The following is a 21541-nucleotide window of genomic DNA, read 5'->3' on the forward strand; positions in this document are numbered from 1 at the left end:
GGAGGTGCGTGCGGGCTACGGTTTTCGCCCTCTCCCCGTGGGAGAGGGCCAGGGTGAGGGGGAAAATGCGGCTCTGATGGTCATTCCGTTCACCTTATGTTCCTTGCTTTTCCGTCGCGACAGAACCCGTGAACGTGCCAGGGTGGCTCACCGCCACCACCCTGGCGACCCGGGCTCCCGGCCAGGAAAATCGCCGCTGGCGCGGTCCATGATGCTTATGTCGTCTGACTTTCGGGTCGGGGACCAGCCTGCGTCCTTGCAGGCTATCCCCTCCGCCCGCTTCCCTGCGGGCGGCCCCGGTCAGCCGCCAACGCCTCATCGATTTTCAGCCGGACCCTGTCATCGCTGTCACTGTTTTATTCTTATTACGCGGCGTTATCGCTGTAAAACGTAAGATTACTGGGGATTCCTCACCCCACGGGGAGAGGGCGGGGTGAGGGCATCAGGCGGCCAGGCCTTTACCCGGTCATCGCTTCAACAACGGGGGGCTTCTCAATCAACGTCAGCATGGTGTTCGCAATCTCTCGCTCGCCCATCACCACCTGGTTTGCGCCACGTTCGACAATGTATTCCACCTCGTCGTCATAATGGGCGCGGGCGATAATCTCAATGTTCGGACACTTCTCGCGCGCCGTTGCGACAATCTCGCCCGCTTCATAGCCGTTCGGAATCGTCAGCAGCAACCAGCGGGCGCAATCCAGATGCGCGAGATTCATGATCTCCTCGTTGGCTGCATTCCCCAGCACGGCACGAATGCCACGCTCGCGCAGTTCATCCACGCGGGTGCGCGATGTCTCAATGACCACCAGCGGGATCCCCTGAGCCATCAGCTTCTCGCCTAACAGGCTGCCGACACGACCAAAACCCACCAGTAGCGCGTGATTGCAAATATCCACCGGGATCTGCTTCTCGTCCTCAATGGCTTCTTCGAGGGTTTGCTCTTCCAGCGTTTCGGTTTTATCGAGGTATTTTTCCAGCAGCGTGAACAGCACCGGGTTCAGCATAATGGAGAGGATTGCCCCTGCCAGCACCAGGTTTTGCCCTGCCTGCGGCAGTAAATCCAGCGCCATACCCAGCCCGGCGAGGATAAAAGCAAATTCACCAATTTGCGCCAGACTGGCGGCGATAGTCAGGGCCGTACGCGGCGAGTGACCGAACAGGCGAACAAGGAAAAAAGCGGCAACCGATTTACCGAAAATGATAATTGCCAGCGTGGCCAGCACCGCCAGTGGTTGATTAATCAGTACCATGGGGTCGAACAGCATGCCCACGGAAACAAAGAAGAGCACTGCGAAGGCATCACGCAGCGGCAGGGTATCGTGTGCGGCGCGGTGGCTCAGTTCGGATTCATTCAATACCATCCCGGCGAAAAATGCACCCAGCGCGAAGGAGACATCAAAAAGCTCGACAGCCCCGAAAGCGATACCGAGCGCCAGTGCCAGAACCGAAAGGGTAAAAAGTTCGCGAGAACCCGTTGCCGCGCTGCGCGCCATAATCCACGGCACCAGGCGGCGGCCCACCAGCATCATAATGGCGATAAAGGCGACCACTTTACCGATGGTTATTCCCATATCGACGGCGAGCGCCGCCAGCCCCACATTGCCTTTTTCCACCATTCCGGCAACGGCGGGTAACAGAACCAGCGTCAGGACCATCACCAGGTCTTCGACAATCAGCCAGCCGATGGCGATTTGTCCGCGCTGGCTATCAATTAACTGTCGTTCTTCAAGCGCACGTAGCAGCACCACGGTACTGGCGGTGGAAAGACACAGCCCAAACACTATGCCGGTCATCAGCGACCAGCCTAATGTTGCGGAGAGCGCCATACCCAGGAGCGTGGCGACGGCAATTTGCGCTATCGCTCCGGGAATGGCGATGGACTTTACCGCCATCAGATCCTTTAAAGAGAAATGCAGCCCCACGCCAAACATCAGCAGGATCACGCCCAGCTCCGCCAGTTCCGGCGCCAGCTTGGTATCGGCGACAAAACCTGGCGTAAAAGGTCCGGCCAGCACACCCGCTAACAGATAACCCACCAGAGGAGAAATTCGAAGTTTATTGGCAAGCATGCCGAGGATAAAAGCGAGAACAAGCCCGCCGACAATGGTGGTGATAAGCGGTGTGGCGTGATGCATTCCGTCTCCTTTCGTTGATGCGTGGATCCATTTTGGTTTATTAACCAAAACCCAGGTTACAGTTTATGACAATTTTAAGCATCGTGTTCATGAATAATTGTTGAATTCTGAATAAAATGGCACGTTGGGCGAAATTAAACGGCAACCCGGCCATAGAGAGCAGAGATCCCGTTGTAAGTGCATGTTTGCCTGAGAAGTATGAGGCCAAAGCCAGGCTTTGGCCGGAGGGAAATCACGCTTTATGGCGATTATCGGGCAGGAATATGGTCAATATCCCCAATAAGGGCAGGTAAGCACAGATTTTATAGACCAGATCGATACTGGTATGGTCGGCAACGACCCCAAGTACTGCCGCTCCAAGCCCACCCATACCGAAGGCAAAACCAAAAAACAGCCCGGAAACCATACCGATACGCCCTGGAAGCAGCTCCTGAGCGTACACCAGGATGGCGGAAAACGCGGATGCCAGCACAAAACCAATGATCACCGTCAATACACCCGTCCAGAACAAGGTTGCGTAGGGTAAAAGCAGGGTAAAAGGCGCAACGCCAAGGATAGAGCCCCAAATCACATATTTTCGCCCGATCTTATCGCCGACAGGCCCGCCAATCACCGTGCCCGCCGCAACGGCGAACAAGAAGATAAACAGGTGAATCTGCGCATTCTGGACGGATAAATCGAACTTATGCATCAGATAAAAGGTGAAATAGCTGCTGATGCTCGCCATATAGAAGTATTTCGAGAAAATCAGCACTAACAGGATGCACACTGCCAGAACCACTTTATTGCGCGGTAGTGGATTGATTATCGTCGCCGCTTTTTTCCCTTTGTTGACCCGGTGCTGCGCGGCATACCAGCGGCTCACCTGCGCCAGTACCACGATAGCCAGCAGCGCCGCGAGCACGAACCAGGCGACGTTACCTTTGCCGTAAGGGGCAATGATAATGGCCGCCAGCAGAGGGCCAAGCGAGCTACCGAAATTCCCGCCTACCTGAAAGATAGATTGTGCCAGCCCGTGGCGTCCGCCAGAGGCCATACGCGCCACGCGAGAGGATTCCGGATGGAACACCGACGATCCCGTGCCCACAAGTGCGGCGGCAATCAGCACCGTTTCAAAACTGCCTGACAGCGCCAGCAGAACCAGGCCGCTGAGGGTAAAGCACATGCCGACAGGGAGCGACCAGGGCATCGGATGCTTATCCGTCCAGTAACCGACAACCGGCTGTAGCAATGATGACGAAAGCTGAAAAGTCAGGGTTATCATCCCAATCTGTAAAAATGAGAGAGAAAACTCATTTTGTAGCAGCGGGTAAATCGCCAGAATCAGCGACTGGATCATGTCGTTAAGCAGATGGGAAACGCTAATCGCACCAAGGATGCCAAAGGCGGTGCGCGCCTTAGGGACTGCCCCGGAAGACGGGGGCAGTGGCTGAGGAGTTTCACTGATTGCCATAAATACTCTGTCAGGTTGAGCGATGTAAGAATTGTCAGAACTGAAATAGTTATCTGGCTAACATACCTGCGGATAAGGTTTGAAGGAAGTCGCAATTCTGAAAACTTATTTGTCTATTCTTTCAGAGCACAGTACTTTTGCGTTTGTTAATGGATCAGGGAGAGAAGCATGAAATTGTTAAAAAAGAGCATGGTGCTGGCGCTGCTGGCCGCCTTTAGTCTGGCAAGTGGTTCGGCTCAGGCTTATGAGCAGGACAAAACCTATAAGATAACCATCCTCCATACCAACGATCATCACGGTCACTTCTGGCGCAACGATTATGGCGAGTACGGCCTCTCAGCACAAAAAACACTGGTGGACGGGATCCGCAAAGAGGTGGCGGCTGAAGGTGGCAGCGTCCTGTTGCTCTCTGGCGGCGACATCAATACCGGCGTGCCGGAATCCGATCTGCAGGACGCAGAACCTGACTTTCGCGGCATGAATCTTATTGGCTACGACGCAATGGCGGTGGGCAATCACGAGTTTGATAACCCGATGAGCGTGCTGCGCCAGCAGGAAAAGTGGGCCAAATTCCCGTTCCTTTCCGCCAATATCTATCAGAAAAGCACCGGTGAGCGTCTTTTTAAACCGTGGATGATTTTTGACAGGCAAGGGCTGAAAATCGCCGTGATCGGTTTAACCACCGATGACACGGCAAAAATCGGTAATCCCGAGTATTTTACCGATATCGAGTTCCGCAAACCGGCGGACGAAGCAAAGCTGGTGATTGAAGAGCTGCAACAAACCCAGAAGCCGGATGTGATCCTTGCCACCACCCACATGGGGCACTATGACAATGGTGAGCACGGTTCCAATGCGCCGGGCGATGTGGAAATGGCGCGCAGTCTGCCTGCCGGGTCGCTGGCGATGATTGTGGGTGGTCACTCACAAGACCCGGTGTGCATGGCGTCGGAAAACAAAAAGCAGGTGAATTACGTACCGGGTACGCCCTGTGCGCCGGATAAGCAAAATGGTATCTGGATTGTTCAGGCCCACGAATGGGGCAAGTATGTAGGACGTGCGGACTTTGAGTTTCGTAATGGCGAAATGAAGTTGGTGAATTATCAACTGATTCCGGTGAACCTCAAGAAGAAAGTCACCTACGATAACGGCAAAAGTGAGCGCGTACTCTTTACCCCGGAGATTCAGGAAAACCAGCAAATGCTCTCCCTGCTGACGCCGTTCCAGAATAAAGGTAAAGCGCAGCTCGAGGTTAAAATCGGCAATACCAACGGCCACCTCGAAGGCGACCGCAGTAAAGTCCGCTTTGTACAGACCAATCTGGCGCGTCTGATTCTGGCCGGGCAGATGGCGCGTACCAACGCCGACCTGGCAGTAATGAGCGGCGGCGGTGTGCGTGATTCCATTGAAGAGGGTGCTATTACCTATAAAGATGTGCTGAAAGTACAGCCTTTTGGCAACACCCTGGTCTATGCGGACATGAGCGGTAAAGAACTGACGGACTATCTCACTGCGGTGGCGAAAATGAAGCCGGACTCCGGTGCTTATCCGCAGTTTGCCAATGTCGGGTTCGTGGCGAAGAACGGCGTACTGAGCGACCTGAAAATTAAAGGTGAGGCTATCGACCCGGCGAAAACCTACCGTCTGGCAACGTTAAGCTTTAACGCTACCGGTGGTGACGGTTATCCGCGCATTGATAATAAACCGGGTTATGTCAATACCGGCTTTATTGATGCCGAGGTGCTTAAGCAATTTATTGAGCAGAACTCGCCGCTGGATGCGAATGCTTACGAGCCGAAGGGTGAGGTGAGCTGGCAGTAACACTCAAGTAGATCCTCTTGTCCTGTCCCCTCTCCTCTTTGGGGAGAGGGCCAGGGTGAGGGGAAAACCTGCGCTGAGCGGTTAATCCCGGCGGGCGATATCGGCAAACTTCGCGTCCAGCATTTTTGCCAGATCGCTCGCCGCCAGTTCAATATCCAGCCCGCGTTTGCCGCCGGAGACAAAAATAGTGGCGAATGTCTGTGAAGGGGCGTCAATCAGCGTGGGCAAACGTTTCTTTTGCCCCAGTGGGCTGATACCACCCACCAGATAACCGGTTGTGCGCTGTGCCACCATCGGGTCGGCCATATCCACTTTCTTCGCGCCCAATGCTTTCGCGACCTTTTTCAGATCCAGTTGCCCGGCAACCGGCGTCACTGCAACGGCCAAATGCTTCATATCGCCATTGACCGCAACCAGCAGCGTTTTGTACACCTGATCGGCATTCAGACCGAGCTTGCGGACCACCTCGTCTCCAAAGTTTGTCTCGTTCGGATCGTGGTCATAGGTGTGTATCTGGAAAGGAACCTTGTTTTTTTCTAATAACTTAACGGCGGGAGTCATAGCAATCCTTCAAACCACAGTAATTTCACGCAGCCAGCTTACGCCCGATTTATCACGCAAAAATAGTACTATCTTGCGCAATAGTATTGGCAGTGACGAAAAGTTTGAGCGACAATCCGCTAGTCCGAAGCACGAGCTTCGGTATAACTATAAAAACTGAAATTCCTCTTTGACGGGCCAATAATCTTATTGGCCATTTTTTTGCGCTAACAGCGACGGCAAATTCCCTTCACCATACAGATGCAGCGCACCTGCGGCGACCACATAACGTCCCGGCGGTAACGCCAGCAGCCTTTCACACCAGGCGCGGTTACGCTGATGCATCAGCACGTCATGCAGCGACTGACTGAACGTCGACGGTAGCGACAGCGGCTCACTGGTGGGGGGCGAGTCCAGCCACCAGCTCATCATCACCTGCAGCAGCCGCGCATTTTCACGCCAGTGGGTCAGCGTATCCTGTAACAGTTCAAGACCGCCATCCGCCAGTTGACGCAAAATTGCGACCTGGTTGTCCGTCCCTTCCAGTTCAATCACCGGCGTTGAGAACTGACGCGCCGCCTGTAGCAACTGATAATCGATGCCGTAGTCGGGGCGAAGGCCCAGCCGCTGTGCCTGCATGGCCTGTAACACCAGTGCAATATGCCAGGCGGGACGTGTATCAAACTCATCCTGCGACAGATCAAGACCTTCGATGGTTTCTCTCAACTGGGTGAGAAGAGCAGGGCTCAGGCGTTCGGCCAGGGGCGGGCTATCGGGGATATCGGCAAAGGGTGAACCGCTGCTGGCGACATCGGCTTCGACAATCAGCGCATCGGCTTTGCGCAGTTTTTGCAGCAGTTGGGCGGGCAGGGGAGACATCCCCTGGGTACCCATATGGATGCTGCCAATCAGATGCAGATGGCGATTGCCCGACAGCGTAATATCCACCGCGGGCCATGGGTAACGGCGCGTGCGAAAAAAGCTTTTTAACCAGTCAAACAGGCCCATACGCGCTTCCTGAAATGAAAAGGCCATGCTAGCGCGTAGGGAAGAAAGGTGCAATTGCCCCGCCGGATGGCGGGGCGGCCGCGGTCAGTCTTTTGGCGTAAAGCGTAGCAGGCGGTTAGCATTGCTGACCACGGTAATGGAGGAGAGCGCCATCGCGGCCCCCGCCACCACCGGGTTAAGCAGGGTTCCCGTCAGCGGCCATAAGATCCCGGCGGCAATGGGAATACCAAGCGAGTTATAGACAAACGCGCCAAGCAGGTTCTGTTTCATGTTGCGCAGCGTTGCCTTCGAAATTGCCAGCGCGTCCGCAACGCCCGTCAGGCTATGGCGCATCAGGGTGATGGCGGCAGTTTCAATCGCGACATCACTCCCGCCGCCCATGGCGATACCAACGTCGGCCTGAGCCAGCGCCGGGGCATCGTTGATGCCGTCGCCGACCATCGCCACACGGCGACCTTCGCGCTGTAATTTGGCAATGGCCTCGGCTTTACCATCCGGTAAAACCCCGGCAATCACTTCATCGATCCCTGCTTCTTTCGCAATGGCTTTAGCCGTAGTGGGGTTATCTCCGGTCAGCATCACCAGGCGATAGCCAGCAAGATGCAGGCGTTGCAGGGCTTTGACGCTGTCTTCGCGCAGCGGATCGCGAATGGCGAGCAGGGCGGCAATTTTGCCATCAACTGCCAGCAGTACCGGAGTGGCCCCTTGCGCGGCCTGGGAGGCCATCTCGTCTTCCAGTTCGCGTATGGTGATCTGCTGTTGCGACAGCAGCGCCTGGTTGCCGAGCAGTAAGCGGCTGCCTTCTGCTTCGCCGCTCACGCCAAGGCCGCGCAACGTGCGGAAGCTCTGCACCGTCGGCAATGCCTCTGCGCCCGCTTTTTCGAGGATGGCGTGCGCCAGCGGGTGGCTGGAGCCTTGTTCCAGCGCGGCGGCAAAGCGCAGCGCCTGGTGTTCGGTAAAGCCATTCGCTGTTTTGATGGCCACCACTTGCGGTTTGCCGCGGGTCAGGGTGCCGGTTTTATCAAACACCAGCGTGTCGAGAGTGCTCGCTCTTTGCAGCGCATCGGCATCGCGCACCAGCACGCCAAACTCCGCCGCGCGACCCACGCCCGAAATGATCGACATCGGCGTTGCCAGCCCTAATGCACAAGGACAGGCGATAATCAGAACCGTGGTGGTAATGACCAGCGTATAGACGATTTGCGGCGCCGGGCCGAAGAGATACCAGATAGCGCCGCTGAGCAGGGCTATCGCTACCACGACGGGCACAAACACCGCCGAAATTTTATCGGCCAGTTGCCCGATTTCCGGTTTACTACTTTGCGCCTGCCGAACCATGCGAATAATGCGCGACAGCGTTGTCTGGCTGCCTACCGCGCTGGCGGTAAACAGCACGCTACCGTCCTGTACCACCGTTCCGGCGTGCACGGCATCGCCAATGCTTTTCTCCTGGGGAATCGGCTCGCCTGTGAGCATGGCTTCATCAAACCAGGCATCGCCCTGGCTTATTTCTCCATCGACAGGCACCCGATCGCCGGTGGTTAAACGCAGCGTCATGCCGGGGTGAACATCGGCGAGAGGGAGCATTTTCTCGCCCTCTTCGGTTACCACACGGGCGGTGGGGGGCGTTAGATCGAGTAATTTTTCCAGCGCTTTTGAGGACCGCTGGCGCGCACGCGCTTCCAGCATATGGCCGAGGTTGATCAAACCAATGATCATCGCACTGGCTTCATAATAGAGATGGCGTGCTTCCATCGGGAACCACTGCGGCCAGATGTTTACGCTCATCGAGTAAAGCCAGGCTGCACCAGTACCGAGCGCCACAAGGGTGTCCATGGTGGCGGTGCCGTTGGTCAGGCTTTTCCACGCACTACGATAAAAATGGCCGCCCGCGACAATCATCACGCCCAGCGTCACCAGGCCAATAAACAGCCACAGAGAGCGGTTGGCGTCGGTGACCATCATGTTGTCACCCACCATCCCCCAGACCATCACCGGTACGCCGACCAGCAGGGCGACAATGGCCTGCCAGCGAAAACGCTTCATGGTCGCGTTGGCCGTTTCCTGCTGACGTTCGCGGCGTTTTATGTCGTCTTCTATGGCTTCCGCACCGTAACCGACACCTTCGACGGCGCTCACTAAATCCTGTGCGGAGGCGCTACCCATCACCAGCGCAGTGCGCTCCGCCAGATTGACCCGTGCCTGCGTGACGCCCGGAACCGCCTGGAGGGCTTTCTGGACGCGGGAGACGCAACTGGCGCAACTCATGCCATTGATTAATAGTTGCTTGCTATCATCAAGGTCATCCGTTGCCGGAAGCTCAGGAGTGGCCGCTGTCAGTGCTTCCGACGGGGTTGATGACTCTGCCAGCGGTTTAGCCTTTGGGTGGCTAATGCTCGCTCCGTACCCGGCTTGTTTAATGGTATCGATAAGCGCCGAAGCGTCGGCGCTGCCGGTAATCTGCGCATGGGTAAGGGTAACGTCCGCCTGCTCAACGTCAGCACGTTGTTCCAGACTCTCTTTAACACGTTTAACGCAGTGGCCGCAGGATAGTCCGTCCAGCTCCAGCTCTGTAATGTGAGACATAATTAATTTCCTGTATGATGGATCGTATAAAGATTGACCTGATTAATTACATGTACTAACTGTGTAACAGGTTAAACCTTCCATCAAGGGGAAGGTCAAGCTTTTAAATTACTGATTGAAATGGATTTTAAAAATCAGTGTTCATGTAGTGACCACATCGACAAATAGTCACGGTAAACCGTGGCTTTAATTTTGAACAAAATAGCCATTCATCAAGTAACACCCTTTCCCTAATAAGGGTATTCTTTTCAATCGGAACGTTCTGGTTCTAGTGTTTTCACTATCACTAAATTGGCATTTGAATGGAGTCTGTATGTATAAGTATAAAATGGTCCAAATCCCGCCGAATATAATCGTTAATGCAAAGAAGATGAGCAAGGACAGTGCGGCGGCCGTATACCTCGAAAATGTAGTTAATGAAATGGCTCAAAAGGGATGGGAATTTCAACGTATTGACAGCATTGGCGTACAAGAGCAGCCAGGGTGTGGCAGTTTATTTGGAGGCAAACAGATCGGTCCGGTCAATTACTATGTAATTACATTTCGCCAAGAGGTGTAAATGCTTGCATGGTTAAGCATTCGCATTATTTTTATTTACCGGGCAATAGCGCCTGGCTCAATCAGGCAGCGATGCAGGTACAGCCCCTCTTGTTCATCCTATGCCATCTCTTGTTTGCGCAGACATGGTTTTATCCGGGGCTGGAAGTTAGCAATATCTCGGATCAAGCGATGTAAACCTCCATATGGTGGCAGAGATTTGCCACCCAAATGATGAACTATCAGCCCCTTTTAGGGGCTGTTTTTATACGGCGAGTGTGAGTTGTTAGCTTCCGTAATGCGATGCAGGAAATGCATCGCGGGGGATAAAGTCATCCTGTAATCTCTCGCGCGGGCCGCGCTTTGTTACCAGTTTTTCTACGCTATTTAGCGTGGTAAAAGTGATACTACATTCGAAATTCTGGCACTGTTTTCAGGGATGCTTACATGTCCATCACGCCGTTCGCCTTGTTCATTCAGAGTCGAGCTCCTGGTAACCGTTCAAGATTGTTGCTGGCGTGAAAGGTGAAGCGAAGGGCCATAAGCTGCAAAGCAAGGTATTACCTTCGGGAGGAGGACTGGCTCACTTCGCTTCATATGGCAGGAGCTAACCACCATGTACCTATTACATACAAGGGCGGAGGGGTTAATAGCGATTATCTATCGTGAAGCCGGTTTCGCCGGTTCCTCCGGCGGATTCCAGATCAGTGCTACATTCAGCCTGATTTCCGCCGGCATGTGCCTGTGGCGCATTCAGGGTCGCGCTGCGCACAGCTCGCGCTCCTGTCTGCCTAAAGTTGTTACCTGACTGGATGCGGGAGAATTGTCAATTTTACCGCTTGCGCAATAATGGAACGGATTACTTCTGAGAAAAAAGGGACATCATGCTTCATCACTGTCAGGCAAGGTCAGTGGATGACATCTATCTGGAGGATATCATCCACATTATTCATCCGGAGACGGCAGCGCGTTACCTGGCTGACACAGCCCTGCCAAACCGGAATATCGCGGTGTGGGATTTACCCCAGGGCTACAATGCCTTTGTTAACCAGTACAATGCGTTTCACTATCAGCATCCATGGATGGCATACAGCGATGCGCTGGCCGATATCAAAACCGGGAAAGTCGTTCTGCTGAGGAAAAACATAACAGCTATCCCTATCACCGGTGTGCTGACATCTTCAGGAAATATCCAGGATGGCCTTCCACTTCCCCTTTATGCGCGTCTCCACTACATCATTAGTCAACAACTAAAACGCCAGGTCTATTCCGTTCGTCCTGCGGTGCCGGTGCAACATGCGCAGGCAGCAAAAACCATTAACAGTAAATCCGCCGGTCGGCTTCTCGCTGCGGGTGGTGTTTATAACGGCAATATCGATGGGTTCAAAAAGACCGCAGAGCAGCTTGGTGGTGATGCGCCTGCAGGTTATGCTCAGATCATGGATAACAAAGGCTTATTTATTACCGCCGCGTCTGTAGCGACCGGACTGACGATGGGGAGGATGCGTTTTCCTGAGCTGGAAGAGCTTGAACAATTCGGTGCCAGAGGCACAGTATCAGGCAGGCCATTCGATCCTGATAAAGCAGGCGGCCCGATTGAAGACCTGACGACGGATGGCGTGAATATCACCCACGAAGGTATAGCAATTGTTGAGAAACACACGTCACGATTTGGTGAAGACCCAGGAAATGAGTTCATGATTAACAGGCTAAAAAAGATAGCCGATGGGGAAATCCCCCATGAACAAGTAGATTTAAATTACTATACTCATGAATGTCGTGAATATCAGCGTTATTGTAATTTAGGATGGGAAACCGGCGCTCCTGCAGACAATCTCGAAGCCCATGAGTTGTGGAACAATACCCACACCGCTACTCTTGAAGATTACAAGTTAAAAGGTGAGGTAGAAGACCTCTATCATCCGGATGCACCACTATGGTAAATAAAACAGAACTGAATATCCTGAAACTTTTGGCCTCCAGAGAGGACGTTAACTGGACCTGGTACAATCTGGACCGGGCGATGACCAGCAGAAAAATGGAGGGCGTTGGTAACGTTGCGAGGCTTGTCGATAATCTTTGTAAAGCCGGACTGGTAGATACCGTTCCAAGCGGAAACCCATCCGGAATGGATTACTACCGCGTATCAGAATCTGGCCACCTCTTTCTGAAAAGCATCAAAGAGGAATACCAGGCCGATTTGCCATAACCCGTCATTTTACGCCCTAATGGTAAGGAGTTGGCGTCGTTTCCGGTGTTTTTAGAGTAAAAGAGCGACCTTAAACCCCCGAAAACTACCGGAAACGCACCTGATGAATTTTAACGAAATGCATGGCTATGCACTATCGTGCATAGGTAGAACTCTTGCGATCAAAACGGCCTAAAACAGCTTAAACCCCCTTAACTAATCATTATTATCAAAGGGAGGGTGTTTTGCTCACCTGGCGGGCATCAATATTTCGTGCGAAAGGAAGCGAGTGGGACGTGTGGCTGATACCCGGCATAATGCATGCCCACTGTACCGGGTGATTAATAGTTTGGGGGAAGTGTTTGGCATGAACACCACCGAATATCTCTTACGGAAGCACAAAAAGATGGCCTACTATGAAAGGAAACACGGGCCGGGGCGATGGGGCAGTGGGATTGTATGCATCCCTGTAAACCGGCCCATTCACTTTAGAGATCTTCCGACATACTGATTATGTCTTCCTGAGAAGATCGCCATGCGTAAAGCCCGATTCACCGAACACCAGATCATTGCCCTTCTAAAGTCTGTCGAAGCCGGACGCACCGTCAAGGATGTCTGCCGTGAAGCCGGTATTTCCGAGGCCAGCTATTACAACTGGAAAGCGAAGTATGGCGGTATGGAAGCCTCTGATATCAAAAAGATGAAGGATATTGAGGACGAAAACCGCCGGCTGAAACAAATGTTTGCTGATGTGAGTCTGGAAAATCGTGCGTTAAAAGACGTCATCGAAAAAAAGCTTTAAAACCAGCGATAAAACGTGAGCTCGTCAGCTATCTGACCACTCAGTTTGCGATGAGCAGGACGGTATTTCTTTACCAGCCGGATACACGGCGTGATGAGCCAGTGATTGTAGCGCTGACTGTAGCGGCTGAGCGCTATCCACGGTATGGATTTAATAAACTTTTTCAGATACTCCGCAGACAAGGCAATTCCTGGAACCATAAAAGAGTCCACCGGATTTATTGCCTGCTGAAACTGAATTTTCGCCGTAAAGGAAAGCAGCGTTTGCCGGTACGTAACCCGTCACCACTGGCAACGTCGGAAGCACTTAACCAGAGCTGGTCGACAGACTTTATGCATGATGCTTTGGTCTGCGGCAGACGGTTCCGGACCTTCAATGTGGTTGATGACTTTAACCGCGAGGCCCTCGCAATAGAAATCGATCTGAATATTCCGGCACAACGGGTGGTCCGGGTGCTGGACAGGATCGTGGCAAACCGGGGTTATCCGCTGAAACTGCGGATGGACAACTGCCCGGAACTCATCTCGCTGACGCTGGTGCAATGGGCAGAAGAGCATGGTGTGGCACTGGAATTTATTAAACCAGGCAAGCCAACACAGAATGCGTTTATCGAACGTTTTAACCGGACCTGGCGGACAGAAATACTGGATTTTTACCTGTTCAGGACACTGAATGAAGCACGGGAAATAACAGAATGCTGGCTGACGGAATATAACAGTGAGCGGCCTCATGAATCCCTGAATAACCTGACGTCGGAAGAGTACCGGCTGATGGCTGAAAAACCGGAAATCTCAAAAAGTGCGTGGAACTAAAACGGGTGTGCTTACACAACGAGTGGGCCACCTTGCGCCGTAATGTACGTGACCCAATTCCCCTCATCAGCGGCGATGTGCGCTTCGGCTATTTCGGGGTGTAATACCAGTTCACGATCGCGCAGCCGGCGAAGCTAGCGGTAGACTGTCACTGGTGCGGCTCCTATATGCTGAAGCTGCCTGATAGCCCATCGATATGGCAGGCGTTAACACGCCGGGCCATATCTTTCAAAGGTTCGCCGGTTTCGTCGTCCTTCTTATCATCCAGTGCGTACCCGTCGATATTTTGCTCATGTACTTCGCGATATAACCTGTTGCGCTGCCGTGCTCCTGTTCAATTGGAACAGCTTTAAACCTGTTTTCCTGCGTGCCGGGTTCGTTATCATAATTGCGAAGTACCAGAACTATGATTATCTGAACCGGCCAGCGGACAAGAGGCGGCTCAGTGAGTTTATTTCGCTATAGTGGCTGCTGATAGGGCGGAATAAGAGCTATGCAAACCGGCGTCCAAGCGCTGTAAATTACATTTGCAAAGATATGGGGGATCCGATGATTTATCAGATCGATGCGCGACGCCTTATTGATTATCGCGCGTACAGAATGGAGCAGGGGATTAAGGCTTAAACGATAAACCATGACCTGTCGGCATTGAGTGGTGTTTTTAAATCAATGGCATAGATAGATGAGTTTCATGGAGAAAACCCTGTATCAACGATAGCTGTCCTGAAAGATCTGAAAACAGAGATGTCATATCTCACTCAGTCTGAGGTCGATAATCTGCTTTCCATGACCAAAGGTGATTACTACCGCATCGCAGTTTTATTGCTAGCTACCGGTGCTAGATGGGGGGGAAGCTCATTAGTTGAAAGCTGAGAACATTATTGGCAATAAGGTCGTTTCACGCTCACAAATAGCGGGGAAAGGCGGGTTGTCCCGATTTCTGACGATATCGTGAAAATTGTCATTGGCCGTAAGTCCGGCAAACTGTTCCGTGTGAGCTATTTCAGGTTCCGCGGTTAATGAAGCTGATAAAGCCTAATTTTCGCAAACCATGATATATGCGCACTTTGCATCCGATTATTTGCAGGACGCAGTGAGCTACAATCCACTTAGTGATTTGTCCACATTGTGTCCACACAATGGAGGTAATTCGGGGGGTTCTAAGGTATGTTGAGCATCTAAGATGTTGACTTGGCGTAGTGTGTTAAGGCACTACGCCGCTTGAAATCCCACCATCAAGGGGAAGGTCAAGGGGGAAAGGTGAATATCAGTATTGTGGCGAAAAAGACCGGCTTAACCAGCAAAGCGATTCGCTTTTATGAAGATAAAGGGCTGGTGACGCCGCCGCTGCGCGGGGAAAACGGTTACCGCAGCTACACGCAGCAACACATCAATGAATTGACGCTGCTACGCCAGGCGCGCCAGGTGGGGTTTAACCTCGAAGAGTGTGGCGAACTGGTGAATCTGTTTAACGATCCGGCCCGTCACAGCGCGGATGTCAAAGCCCGCACATTGCAAAAAGTGGCGGAAATTGAGCGTCATATTGTCGAACTTGAAGCGATGCGCAAGCAGCTTATGTCGCTGGCGGAATCCTGCCCCGGCGATGACAGCGCCGACTGCCCGATTATCGATAATCTCTCCGGCTGCTGCCATCACAAGGCACACGCTAAGGGTTCAGCATAAAGATCACCGTGCCGCGATACCATGGCGAGGCGGCAAGGCGCTGTTCCTCTTGCGGATCCCAGACGCCGTTTTGCACGCGTCCGACTTTAAACGGAATGCGTAACCCGGCCAGCGCAGGGAGGTAGGCGGTATAATCCTCGACGGTGTTGCGCCCCTGATAGCTTTGTACCACCAGTTCATCCACCGGCAGGGCGTTCAGCGTTTTCACGCTGCCGGTTTTCGCCCAGTCCAGCAGCCCCGTCACCCCCAGCGCGAACTGCGGCGAGAGGATTTCCCGCAACCGGTGCAGAAACTGCGCGTAATGATCGAGGCGGTGCGTGGCGGCATCAAAATCAATCTGCAGACCCGTCACGTTGTTACCGGCGGCCTGCCAGCGCAGTAACAGACGGTTCAGGCGTGCCAGCATCTCATCAGAAACATCCAGCGTCGTCAGGCGCACTGTCAGCCAGATATGAGGAAACGTCAGGCGGCTAACCGGTAATCCTTTGCGTTCAAATACGGCGGTGCCTGAGAGGGCAATCACATCGCCCTGATGCAGATAGACGGTGCGGGCGTCGCGCAGTGCGTCACCTGTCTTAACGCCCGACCATAGCCAAAAATCCTGCCCGTCTGCGGCATTCGCCACAGACATAAACAGGGAACTGATAAAGGCGATTACCAGTAATACTTGAGGCTTTTCGCCCATACGCTTCCTGGATAATCGCGCTTGAGTTGCAGGAACCAGGCTTTACGCACGGCTTTATCGACATCTTCGCCACCGCAATCATTGTAGCCCGATGGCGCATAGCACATCACCGCGCGGTAAAGCGCATAGCTCTTGTCTTCCGGTTCGGCCTTCGTGTCGTTAATCACCTGCTGGTACCACGCCAGACGATGTGGTTTTCCGGAAAAATCGTCCTGACGTGTGGCGACATCCAGCGCATCGTTGCCGCCACGGTCTTTCGCCAGGCTGACTTCGGTTTGCGTGGTGCGGAAAAACTCACCCAGGCAGTTAAGGGCGTGGCCATCCTGCGGATTCTTGCTCAGCACGCCAACGGTGTCATTCAACGATGCGCAGGCATAGGCTTTTTCCGGGTCTGTGCCTGTCCATTTAAAGACGCTGACATCCACATCGTCAAACGCTTCGCCGGGAATGGCGGCGGTGATGGCCGTGAGCAGGGATTTATCCTGCAACCAGTCGGCATAGTGGCCCTGTGCCAGATCCTGTGTCAGCAAGGTATGCAGGGCAATGGTGCGCTCTTCGTTGTTTGGCCCCTTGCCCGCCTGCTGGCGTAACAGCTCAGGAGTGGCTTTGGTTTTCAGCACCAGCGAGCGATAGCGCAGATTCGTTACGCGGCTATCGGGAGCGAAAATCTTCTCCAGCGCATTGCTGTTGACCAGCGTGGCCGCCAGCTTCGCCTGCAGTAACTGTTGTTGCTCAACATCTTTGCTGAGATCCAGCAGGTGCAGCCAGTGATCGCGTGCGGCATCCCATTGCTGCTGACCCATCAGCGCATCGCCGTAGAGCGCCTGTTCGCTAAATGCGAGGATATTGTGCTCGGGCAGGCTCTGCGCCGGAGTAATATCCTTCACCACCGTCGCGTAATCCTGCTTGTTGTAAGCGAGCATCAGGCGCAAATAGTTCCACAGATCGGCGCGTTTGTTTTTTTCGAAATCGGCTTTAAGGCCATCAAGATACGCCTGATCGACACAGTGGGCGTGATTTTCGCACTGATTATCGCGCATCAGCCTGAGCGTCTGGATAAAGGTCAGCAACGACGCATCGGGCGCACTTAGAAAATAGCTGTCTCCCCAGGTCAGGTCTTTGCTGAGCAACTTATTGTCGCTTTCGTTAATCAGGGCGCTCAGCGCATCGCTGTCGGCAGCCTGCGGCAGAATGTGTTCATAGAGTGTTGCCAGCGTATTCCAGTCCTGCAGATACCAGTTGATACGGCGCAGCAGCCCCTGTGTTGAGTCGGCGTATTTTCCGTGCGGCCATTTTTTGAGGTAGGTATCCGCGCTGTCCCGCGCCTGTTGCGCCAGGGTTTTATCCACTTTGCTGACGTCAAAATCACCGTATTCGCCGTTAGCATTTTCACTGCTGGCGTTGAGCGCGTTACGCATCAGCATGTAGCTGGCGGTTTCGGCGATCCACGGCTGCGGGTTCGTGCTAAGGGCGGTAAAGCTCTGCCTGGCTGCGGTGTAATTCCCTGCGTAAAACTGGTTTGCGGCCTGCAAATAGTCACGAAACGCAGCGGCAGAGCCTTCCGGTACGGTGAGTTTGTTGAGTTCATCCTGAGCATTGCTGCTGCCATCGACGAGCAGGCGTGTTTTTGCCAACGTCTGCCGTAGCTCGGGGGGTAGTGTTGTATCGGCCAGCAGCGCGGCGAAAAAATCCGATAGCGTATCGCTGTTGAGCGACACAAAGCGGTTTTCGTTCTCGTCCTGCAACGCCGTCAGGTGAGTGATTGCCTCGGCGTCGAGGCCCAGGGTCGCGATTTGTTGGCTGAGGGGATCCTCGCCAGACGTCGTGTCCGAGTCATCATCCACCGGGGGATCGTAATCCAGCATATGCATGCCGAAATAGAAATCCCGACTGCGGGTAATATCCGTCGGGACAGGCTGGCGCAGGGATGAAAAGCCTTTTTGCTCATCCAGCAGTCGCAGCAGGTTATCGCGGGTATCGTTCGCCACGCCAAGGACCGGCGGGCTAACCAGAAAACAGCCCGGGCTCGCCCAGGCACAAGAATCCATATCCATAGACGCCAGCGCAGCGCTGCTGGTGGCAAATGAGAGGCACAGGCCCAGCGTGAGGTGGCTTTTTTTCACCATCTTTCCTTGCGTATTATTACGATTATTCGACCGCAGCTTTGATGTGCAGCGTAATGCCTTCGACGGCGATAACTTCGACTTTGCTTCCTGCCGGTAAATCTGACCCGGCACTCACCGGCCAGGAGCTGTCTCCCACCCGCATATGCCCGCGCCCGTTGACCAGCGCATTATCGAGGATAAAACGGCGGCCCACCAGTTGCTGTCCGCGCTGATTAAGCGACGCATCTGCCGGTTTCTGGTCACGTACCCGTCTGGAGAGCCATAGCCACCATAGCCAGGCGGCGATAAGCGTAAGTACCGCGAAGATCGCCCCCTGTAATTCCCAGCCGAACGGAACCAGCCAGACCAGCAGGCCGGTGACCACTGCCGCCACGCCGCTCCACAGCAAATAGCCGTTGCCGCCGAGCATCTCAGCGGCCAGAAGCAGGCCGCCAAGACTCAACCAGAAAATGTAGGCATGTTCAAAGAGCACGGCTATCATGATTTTTTCCGTTCACTGGTGCTGTCTTTTACCAGCTCCGCGATCCCGGCAATCGAGCCCATCAGGCTGCTGGCATCCAGCGGCATCATCACGACTTTACTGTTATTAGCAGAGCCAATTTGTTGCAGCGCTTCGGTGTATTTTTGCGCCACAAAGTAATTTATTGCCTGCACGTCGCCCGCCGCAATCGCCTCAGAGACCATTTTGGTCGCCCGTGCTTCTGCTTCTGCCGAACGTTCACGGGCCTCAGCTTCAAGGAACGCCGACTGCCGTTCACCTTCGGCTTTGAGGATTTTGGCCTGCTTTTCACCTTCTGCTTTGACGATTTCCGCCTGGCGAATCCCTTCGGCTTCCAGGATGTAAGCACGCTTGGTACGTTCGGCCTTCATCTGGGCGTTCATGGAAGAGACCAGCTCCGCCGGTGGGCGAACATCGCGGATTTCGATACGGGTGACTTTGATGCCCCACGGATTGGTGGCTTCGTCCACGATATGCAGCAGGCGAGTGTTGATACTATCGCGCTGAGAGAGCATTTCGTCGAGCTCCATCGAGCCGAGCACAGTACGGATGTTGGTCATGGTGAGGTTAATGATCGCCAGTTCCAGATTGCTCACCTCATAGGCGGCTTTCGGGGCGTCAATAACCTGAATAAAACACACCGCGTCGATGGTGACGTTGGCGTTATCTTTGGAAATGACTTCCTGGGAAGGGATATCGAGAACTTGCTCCATCATATTGATCTTACGACCAATACGGTCCATAAACGGTACCACAAGGCTCAGACCCGGCTGGAGCGAGCGGGTATAACGACCGAAGCGTTCTACCGTCCACTGATATCCTTGCGGAACGATTTTGACACCCGCGCCTACAATGACCAGCGCGACGAAGATAAGAACGGGGATGACGATGAGCATCAAATAAACCTCCTGTTTAATTTGATGTTATTCTAACCAAATTTGGGGATCTTAACAGCGCGACCCCCAAATTTAGCGGGCGGGACTAGTAAAGCAGGGAGTAGAGCTGGCGACGGTATTTCGAGGCCAGTGCATCGCCGGTACCCAGCGCGGCCAGGATCTCCTGCAACATTTTGCGCGCCTCACCGTCTGCTGCGCCTAAATCTTTACGCAGATGACTGAACAGCAGCTCCAGCGCCTCTTCATTGCGGCCAACCTGATGCAGTTGCAGCGCCAGTTGCGTTGCCAGTTGCGCATCCGCCGGGTTCTTCTCGACCTGTTCTTGCAAATGCTGAATTTCCGGGGTGTCCGCGGCTTTTTTCAGCAGCTCGATTTGCGCCACCAGCCCTTGATAGCGGGTGTCCTGATCCTGAAGCGGAATCGTTTTCAGCACCGCTTCGGCATCATCAGAGCGATTGAGCGCAATTTGCGTCTCCGCCAGCAGCAGGCCGATTTCACTGTTCTGCTGCGATAACTGCCAGGCCTCTTTCAACAGCGGTAGCGCTTCGGCATGTTTGCCTTCTTCCATCAGTTGCATGGCCTGTTGCGCTTTTAACTCTTCTTCGCGCGGCAGGACTTTATCCAGCAGTGCGCGTATGGCCTCTTCTGGTTGCGGCCCCTGGAAACCGTCGACCGGCTGGCCGTTCTGGAACAGGTAAACCGTTGGGATCGCACGTAAACCAAACTGTGACGCAAGCATCTGCTCAGCATCGCAGTCCACCTTCGCCAGAATAAATTGCCCGTTATATTGCGCCGCCAGGCTTTCCAGCACCGGGGTCAACTGCTGGCAGTGCTGGCTACGCTCGGACCAGAAATAGAACAGCACCGGTGTGGTCATTGACTGTTCAAGCGTCGGGTGAAGGTTTGCTTCGTTAATGTTGACGATGTTCTGTACAGACATGAGTCATTCTCTGTTTAAGTGTTTATTAATACATGGGGACAGGCGCTGTGCCTTCAACTCACCCGTGTAAAATTTTATCCATTGCGCGTCCCGGCAGTATGCGTTTCAGCAGGCTTACCACCCAGGTGACGACCGTGACCGGATAACGCAGTTTGGGTTTCGGACTTTCAAAAGCATGGCGCACTTTAGCGACGACCGCCTCCGGGCCGAGGGTAAAACGTGCGGCAATACCGGGGTTTTCCACCGGTTTGTCACTCTGCGTCTGGTTGACGTTCTCCGTAAAGCGGGTGTGGATAGGGCCTGGCTCAATCAGGCTGACCTTGATGCCGCTGTGGCGCAGTTCCATACGCAGCGCATCGGACCAGGCTTCCAGGGCGTACTTACTGGCCGCATAAGCGCCACGGCCGGGGGTCGAAATCAGCCCCATTACCGAGGAAGTCATCACAATGCGGCCTTCGCCGTGCGGGAGCATGGCGGGTAACAGGCGCATGGTGAGCTGGTGTGCGCCAAAAAAGTTGGCGGAAAACTGTTTTTCCATTTGCTCGCGGCTGATGGTAGACAGCGGGCCGTACAGGCCAAAGCCCGCGTTATTAAAAATGCCATACAGACGGTTTTCCGTCAGGGCAATGATCTCGTCAGCGGCACGTTCTACGCTTTCGGGGAGGTCGAGATCCAACAGTACGCCGGTAAATCCGGCCTGATTCATACGTGCAACATCCTCACTTTTGCGGCAGGCCGCCAGGATGCGAAAGCCCTGACGCTTAAGTTCATGGGCGCTTTCCAGACCGATACCGCTGGAACATCCTGTTATTAAGATCGTTTTTTGCATA

General features: G+C 53.8%; 20 protein-coding genes and 1 pseudogene. 7 read left to right on the forward strand and 14 right to left on the reverse strand.

Translation table 11 applies throughout. From position 1 onward, the window contains the following. Window positions 1–94 precede the first annotated feature (94 nt). The 3 genes from IP582_RS05570 to IP582_RS05580 all read right to left on the reverse strand — a co-directional run bounded on the left by IP582_RS05570 (window position 95) and on the right by IP582_RS05580 (window position 3588). Window positions 95–319 carry a hypothetical protein gene (locus IP582_RS05570; RefSeq protein WP_193795317.1) on the reverse strand — a complete coding sequence of 75 codons (225 nt, stop codon included), beginning with the start codon at window positions 317–319 and terminating at the stop codon, window positions 95–97. A 139-nt stretch (window positions 320–458) separates the two neighbouring features. Next, window positions 459–2135 (reverse strand): YbaL family putative K(+) efflux transporter, encoded by a 1677-nt coding sequence (ybaL, locus tag IP582_RS05575; protein ID WP_193795318.1) that lies wholly within the window; start codon window positions 2133–2135, stop codon window positions 459–461. 232 nt (window positions 2136–2367) lie between these two features. Then, window positions 2368–3588, reverse strand: a complete 1221-nt coding sequence (locus tag IP582_RS05580; RefSeq protein ID WP_193795319.1) for an MFS transporter — start codon at window positions 3586–3588, stop codon at window positions 2368–2370. 168 nt (window positions 3589–3756) lie between these two features. Here IP582_RS05580 and ushA point away from each other — a divergent pair, with 168 nt between their 5' ends. Continuing rightward, on the forward strand, window positions 3757–5409 hold the full coding sequence (gene ushA / locus IP582_RS05585; RefSeq protein WP_193795320.1) for a bifunctional UDP-sugar hydrolase/5'-nucleotidase UshA: 1653 nt from the start codon (window positions 3757–3759) through the stop codon (window positions 5407–5409). 81 nt (window positions 5410–5490) lie between these two features. Here the strand turns inward: ushA and ybaK are convergent, their stop codons facing one another. From ybaK to copA, 3 genes are all read right to left on the reverse strand, one after another. Further along, entirely contained in the window at window positions 5491–5970 is a 480-nt protein-coding gene (gene ybaK / locus IP582_RS05590) for a Cys-tRNA(Pro)/Cys-tRNA(Cys) deacylase YbaK (RefSeq protein ID WP_090082487.1), read from the reverse strand. Between the two features lie 186 nt (window positions 5971–6156). Then, a complete protein-coding gene (locus IP582_RS05595; RefSeq protein WP_193795321.1) occupies window positions 6157–6957 on the reverse strand; it encodes a TraB/GumN family protein in 801 nt (266 codons plus the stop codon). Between the two features lie 84 nt (window positions 6958–7041). Then, window positions 7042–9543 (reverse strand): copper-exporting P-type ATPase CopA, encoded by a 2502-nt coding sequence (copA, locus tag IP582_RS05600; RefSeq protein WP_193795322.1) that lies wholly within the window; start codon window positions 9541–9543, stop codon window positions 7042–7044. Window positions 9544–9856: 313 nt separating this feature from the next. Here copA and IP582_RS05605 point away from each other — a divergent pair, with 313 nt between their 5' ends. Then, complete coding sequence (locus IP582_RS05605) at window positions 9857–10102, forward strand: DUF4177 domain-containing protein (protein ID WP_193795323.1); 246 nt, start codon at window positions 9857–9859, stop codon at window positions 10100–10102. After that, window positions 10103–10315: a membrane protein insertion efficiency factor YidD gene (gene yidD, locus IP582_RS25485; RefSeq protein WP_193795324.1), complete on the forward strand. Its 213-nt coding sequence runs from the start codon at window positions 10103–10105 to the stop codon at window positions 10313–10315. A gap of 411 nt (window positions 10316–10726) precedes the next feature. Here the strand turns inward: yidD and IP582_RS25450 are convergent, their stop codons facing one another. Beyond that, the gene (locus IP582_RS25450) at window positions 10727–10852 is read right to left on the reverse strand and encodes a hypothetical protein (protein ID WP_255520040.1); all 126 of its coding nucleotides are present in this window, start codon (window positions 10850–10852) and stop codon (window positions 10727–10729) included. Between the two features lie 112 nt (window positions 10853–10964). Here IP582_RS25450 and IP582_RS05615 point away from each other — a divergent pair, with 112 nt between their 5' ends. The 3 genes from IP582_RS05615 to IP582_RS05625 all read left to right on the forward strand — a co-directional run bounded on the left by IP582_RS05615 (window position 10965) and on the right by IP582_RS05625 (window position 13882). After that, window positions 10965–12023 carry a hypothetical protein gene (locus IP582_RS05615; protein ID WP_193795325.1) on the forward strand — a complete coding sequence of 353 codons (1059 nt, stop codon included), beginning with the start codon at window positions 10965–10967 and terminating at the stop codon, window positions 12021–12023. Beyond that, the gene (locus IP582_RS05620) at window positions 12017–12289 is read left to right on the forward strand and encodes a hypothetical protein (protein WP_193795326.1); all 273 of its coding nucleotides are present in this window, start codon (window positions 12017–12019) and stop codon (window positions 12287–12289) included. Before IP582_RS05615 ends, IP582_RS05620 begins: the two co-directional genes overlap by 7 nt. A gap of 514 nt (window positions 12290–12803) precedes the next feature. Continuing rightward, a protein-coding gene (locus IP582_RS05625) for an IS3 family transposase (RefSeq protein ID WP_370551794.1) occupies window positions 12804–13882 on the forward strand; the annotation gives its coding sequence in 2 pieces (ribosomal slippage) (window positions 12804–13065 and window positions 13065–13882; 1080 coding nt in all). Between the two features lie 17 nt (window positions 13883–13899). Here IP582_RS05625 and IP582_RS25280 read toward each other — a convergent pair. Further along, window positions 13900–14269, reverse strand: a pseudogene (locus IP582_RS25280) (replication endonuclease); the annotation flags it as partial. An 873-nt stretch (window positions 14270–15142) separates the two neighbouring features. Here IP582_RS25280 and cueR point away from each other — a divergent pair. Beyond that, window positions 15143–15565: a Cu(I)-responsive transcriptional regulator gene (cueR, locus tag IP582_RS05630; RefSeq protein WP_041852445.1), complete on the forward strand. Its 423-nt coding sequence runs from the start codon at window positions 15143–15145 to the stop codon at window positions 15563–15565. Here the strand turns inward: cueR and IP582_RS05635 are convergent. The 6 genes from IP582_RS05635 to IP582_RS05660 all read right to left on the reverse strand — a co-directional run bounded on the left by IP582_RS05635 (window position 15549) and on the right by IP582_RS05660 (window position 21540). Next, entirely contained in the window at window positions 15549–16250 is a 702-nt protein-coding gene (locus IP582_RS05635) for a DUF3142 domain-containing protein (protein ID WP_071195806.1), read from the reverse strand. The two genes, cueR and IP582_RS05635, sit on opposite strands and share 17 nt — an antisense overlap. After that, window positions 16220–18376: a hypothetical protein gene (locus IP582_RS05640; RefSeq protein ID WP_193795328.1), complete on the reverse strand. Its 2157-nt coding sequence runs from the start codon at window positions 18374–18376 to the stop codon at window positions 16220–16222. The genes IP582_RS05635 and IP582_RS05640 overlap by 31 nt, the downstream gene beginning before the upstream one ends. A 22-nt stretch (window positions 18377–18398) precedes the next feature. Further along, complete coding sequence (locus tag IP582_RS05645; protein ID WP_193795329.1) at window positions 18399–18857, reverse strand: NfeD family protein; 459 nt, start codon at window positions 18855–18857, stop codon at window positions 18399–18401. Continuing rightward, window positions 18854–19771, reverse strand: a complete 918-nt coding sequence (locus tag IP582_RS05650) for an SPFH domain-containing protein (protein ID WP_041852441.1) — start codon at window positions 19769–19771, stop codon at window positions 18854–18856. The genes IP582_RS05645 and IP582_RS05650 overlap by 4 nt, the downstream gene beginning before the upstream one ends. An 85-nt stretch (window positions 19772–19856) precedes the next feature. Beyond that, entirely contained in the window at window positions 19857–20711 is an 855-nt protein-coding gene (locus IP582_RS05655; RefSeq protein WP_041852440.1) for a co-chaperone YbbN, read from the reverse strand. Window positions 20712–20769: 58 nt separating this feature from the next. Then, a complete protein-coding gene (locus IP582_RS05660) occupies window positions 20770–21540 on the reverse strand; it encodes an SDR family oxidoreductase (protein ID WP_193795330.1) in 771 nt (256 codons plus the stop codon). Window position 21541 lies beyond the last annotated feature (1 nt).

Origin of the sequence: Citrobacter sp. BDA59-3 (assembly GCF_015167655.1) — a bacterium.
GTDB classification, from domain to species: Bacteria; Pseudomonadota; Gammaproteobacteria; order Enterobacterales; family Enterobacteriaceae; genus Phytobacter; species Phytobacter diazotrophicus.

Excerpts from the sequence above, each read along its gene's own strand:
- IP582_RS05640 (WP_193795328.1), bottom strand. The coding sequence starts at position 18,376 with ATGGTGAAAAAAAGCCACCTCACGCTGGGCCTGTGCCTCTCATTTGCC.
- yidD (WP_193795324.1), top strand. The coding sequence starts at position 10,103 with ATGCTTGCATGGTTAAGCATTCGCATTATTTTTATTTACCGGGCAATA.
- IP582_RS05570 (WP_193795317.1), bottom strand. The coding sequence starts at position 319 with ATGAGGCGTTGGCGGCTGACCGGGGCCGCCCGCAGGGAAGCGGGCGGA.
- IP582_RS05635 (WP_071195806.1), bottom strand. The coding sequence starts at position 16,250 with ATGGGCGAAAAGCCTCAAGTATTACTGGTAATCGCCTTTATCAGTTCC.
- IP582_RS05595 (WP_193795321.1), bottom strand. The coding sequence starts at position 6,957 with ATGGGCCTGTTTGACTGGTTAAAAAGCTTTTTTCGCACGCGCCGTTAC.
- IP582_RS05650 (WP_041852441.1), bottom strand. The coding sequence starts at position 19,771 with ATGCTCATCGTCATCCCCGTTCTTATCTTCGTCGCGCTGGTCATTGTA.
- IP582_RS05620 (WP_193795326.1), top strand. The coding sequence starts at position 12,017 with ATGGTAAATAAAACAGAACTGAATATCCTGAAACTTTTGGCCTCCAGA.
- IP582_RS05580 (WP_193795319.1), bottom strand. The coding sequence starts at position 3,588 with ATGGCAATCAGTGAAACTCCTCAGCCACTGCCCCCGTCTTCCGGGGCA.
- IP582_RS05605 (WP_193795323.1), top strand. The coding sequence starts at position 9,857 with ATGTATAAGTATAAAATGGTCCAAATCCCGCCGAATATAATCGTTAAT.
- ybaL (WP_193795318.1), bottom strand. The coding sequence starts at position 2,135 with ATGCATCACGCCACACCGCTTATCACCACCATTGTCGGCGGGCTTGTT.
- ybaK (WP_090082487.1), bottom strand. The coding sequence starts at position 5,970 with ATGACTCCCGCCGTTAAGTTATTAGAAAAAAACAAGGTTCCTTTCCAG.
- copA (WP_193795322.1), bottom strand. The coding sequence starts at position 9,543 with ATGTCTCACATTACAGAGCTGGAGCTGGACGGACTATCCTGCGGCCAC.
- ushA (WP_193795320.1), top strand. The coding sequence starts at position 3,757 with ATGAAATTGTTAAAAAAGAGCATGGTGCTGGCGCTGCTGGCCGCCTTT.
- IP582_RS05615 (WP_193795325.1), top strand. The coding sequence starts at position 10,965 with ATGCTTCATCACTGTCAGGCAAGGTCAGTGGATGACATCTATCTGGAG.
- IP582_RS05660 (WP_193795330.1), bottom strand. The coding sequence starts at position 21,540 with ATGCAAAAAACGATCTTAATAACAGGATGTTCCAGCGGTATCGGTCTG.
- IP582_RS05645 (WP_193795329.1), bottom strand. The coding sequence starts at position 18,857 with ATGATAGCCGTGCTCTTTGAACATGCCTACATTTTCTGGTTGAGTCTT.
- IP582_RS05655 (WP_041852440.1), bottom strand. The coding sequence starts at position 20,711 with ATGTCTGTACAGAACATCGTCAACATTAACGAAGCAAACCTTCACCCG.